This window comes from Actinoplanes sp. NPDC051633, assembly GCF_040681735.1.
Classification (GTDB): domain Bacteria; phylum Actinomycetota; class Actinomycetes; order Mycobacteriales; family Micromonosporaceae; genus Actinoplanes.
On the sequence record NZ_JBFAZH010001113.1, the window covers coordinates 1 to 2544 of the forward strand.

At 69.4% G+C, this 2544-nt stretch carries 3 protein-coding genes and 1 pseudogene; 3 read left to right on the forward strand and 1 reads right to left on the reverse strand.

Features of this window, described 5'->3' with window-relative positions:
* From AB0M20_RS37710 to AB0M20_RS37720, 3 genes and pseudogenes are all read left to right on the forward strand, one after another.
* Positions 1 to 348, forward strand: a pseudogene (locus AB0M20_RS37710) (APC family permease); the annotation flags it as partial.
* A gap of 173 nt (positions 349 to 521) precedes the next feature.
* Positions 522 to 1727: a hypothetical protein gene (locus AB0M20_RS37715; protein WP_364305611.1), complete on the forward strand. Its 1206-nt coding sequence runs from the start codon at positions 522 to 524 to the stop codon at positions 1725 to 1727.
* Between the two features lie 10 nt (positions 1728 to 1737).
* Positions 1738 to 2076, forward strand: coding sequence for a hypothetical protein (locus AB0M20_RS37720; protein WP_364305613.1), 339 nt, complete (start codon positions 1738 to 1740; stop codon positions 2074 to 2076).
* Here AB0M20_RS37720 and AB0M20_RS37725 read toward each other — a convergent pair.
* A partial coding sequence (locus AB0M20_RS37725) for a hypothetical protein (RefSeq protein ID WP_364305616.1) occupies positions 2073 to 2544 on the reverse strand: 472 nt, incomplete at its 5' end. The genes AB0M20_RS37720 and AB0M20_RS37725 overlap by 4 nt on opposite strands.

Below are 2544 nucleotides of genomic sequence, written 5' to 3' on the forward strand. Positions count from 1 at the left end.
CTCAACCGCGCCCCGAACGACGAGGGCGCATGGCGCCGGTTCGTCGCCCCGGCTCTGGCGACGGTCCTGTTGGGCGCCTTGGTGTACCTGGGCTTCGCGGCATTGCCAGAGCTGCTCGGCGTGCCGACCCGCCACTGGCTGGTGGTGGCCGTCCCGGCGGCCTACGGCACAGCGGTCCTCTTCGGACTGTTGTACGGCTGGGCGCTGCGCCGCCTCCGCCCGATCACCTACGCGGGCATCGGCCTGGGCGGCACGGCGGTGGTGGTGGCCCCGGCCGTCCCGAGCCCCCGCTCCCCGGGCCGCCACCGCCCAGAACGAGTAGAACCCGAGAACACCCCAAACTGGTAGCCCACCCACGTGGCTGGGCCACCACATCGGGTCCCGCGGGCGGGCGCAAACGAGAAGTGGTAGCTCTCCCACGTGTGCGGGGCCCTGACGCGTGGCCGGGCTACCACTGTTGGTCGCGCCGGCGGTGGCAAGCGAGAAGTGGTAGCTCTCCCACGTGTGCAAGGCCCTGATGCGTGGGTGGGCTACCACTCTTTGGTTATCCACAGGGTCGAAACGGTGATGGGGTAAAGCGAGTACAACAGTCATTGATGTCCGTGAACCCGTTGGTGGCCGCCGCCTCGTCCGGCGGGGAGAGTCCGTGGGCGGGTGTGTGGATCGCCGAGGACATCGAGCTGATCGCTTCGGGTGTTCGGAGTGGCAGCTGGGTGGATACCTCGCTCGGCGCCGTCAGTGCGGGCCTCGACGGCCTCGCTCTGATCTCGGATCCGGCCGGTGCCCTGCTGCAATACGGGATCGCCTGGCTGATCGAGCACGTCAAGCCGTTGTCGGAGGCGCTGGACTGGCTGGCCGGTGACCCGGCGCAGATCGCCGCACACGCGCAGACCTGGCGCAACGCGGCGGCCGCGCTCCGGGAGGAGTCGGAGCAGCTGACACGCGCGGTGCGCACCGACGTGAGCGGTTGGACCGGCTCGGCGGCGGAGGCATACCAGCGGTGGGCGGCACAGCGGGCGCTGGCCCTGACGGCGCTGGCCTCGGGTTCGGACACGATGGCGCTGGTCACCGAGGGCGCGGGCGCTTTGATCGGCACGGTTCGCCTGATGGTCCGCGACGCGGTCGCGACGGTGGTGTCGCGCCTAGTGGTCTACGCGGCCGAGCTGCTGGCTACCTTCGGCGCGGCAACGCCACTGGTGGCGGAGCAGGTGGCGACGCTGTGCGCCTCTTGGGCCGCCCGTATCGCCCACTGGCTGCGGGCGCTGCTGGCCAGCCTGCGAAACCTCCTGCGCGAATGCACCAGCCTGGCCGACCTGATCCGGAAGCTGCGCGCCCGCCTGCGCCCGGACAGCCGAGACCTGCATCGCGGAGCCGATGGCATCGTCCGGAACGGCAAGAAGATCCTCATGACTCGGGAGAACGTCGACGCGATGGCGGCGAAGTACGGCATCGACATGGTCGGCATCGAGTATTCGATCGACAAGGTTCGAGTCGGTCAATACGCCGGGATCACGAAGGACGATCAGACGGTGATCCTCACCCGGAGTGCCTTCGTCAGTGAACGAGAGCTAGCCCGGACACTGGCGCACGAGCGATTTCACGTCGAAGAGATCCGCAGCGGGAAACGCGTGCCCTTCAAGACATCGAAGTTGCAACAGTGGGAGGACCGGGCGGAGGCTTATGAGGAGGAGTGGTGGCAGGAGCACCAGCATCTGATGGACGAATGACGGAGTCTCCGTGGCAGGCATGACCGCGTCGCAGCGTCGATGGGAGGCGTGGTTCGACGCTTACGCCAAGATCGACGGCGGGTGGCCCGAGCGCATCGAGTTGCCGTGCCCCGAGGGCGACGGGGGCAGGGTCCAGATCGCCTACCTCGCCGGTCGCGAGGGCGGGAAAGGCATGGTTTTCGTCTGGTGCGACAGGTGCCGCACCGGCATCTTCCTGCATCGGGTCCGCATCCCGGACGACGCGCCGAGGCTCCCACACGGCGCGACCGAGGACGAGATCGACAAGATCATCCCGCCCGACACGGTCTTCCTGCCGCCGGACCCGGCCATCGAGCCGCTGCCCGACTAGCGGAAGAACTCCTGGATCTGGGTCAGGGTCAGGTAGCCCTGCTGGTCCTGCTCGCGCGCGCCGGCCGGTAGCGGTCGGGCCGTCACCTCCACGTTGTGGGCCTCCGGCGGCAGGGCCGGCACCGCCGGGATCGGCGGCAGCTGGGTCAGGCCGATCGCCTCGCGGATCACCTCGAACATTCCCCTGAGCTCGGACTTCGCCGCGCCCACCAGGTCCGTCGCGCCGGCCGGCAGCGTACTGGTGAAGTTCGCCCGCACCCGGTCGCCCGCCTTGACGATGTCGGCGCTCGGCCGCAGGTGGTCCAGCCGCTCCTCCGCCACGATGCCCAGCTCACACGACCTCGTGCCCGAACCCTGCCACCAGCGGCGCCAGCCGGCGTCCGCGTTCAGGGTGACCGCCACGTGTTGCAACGCGGCCAGGTAGGCCCGCGGCGCGTGAGTGGTCGTACCCAGCTGCGGATGCAACCAC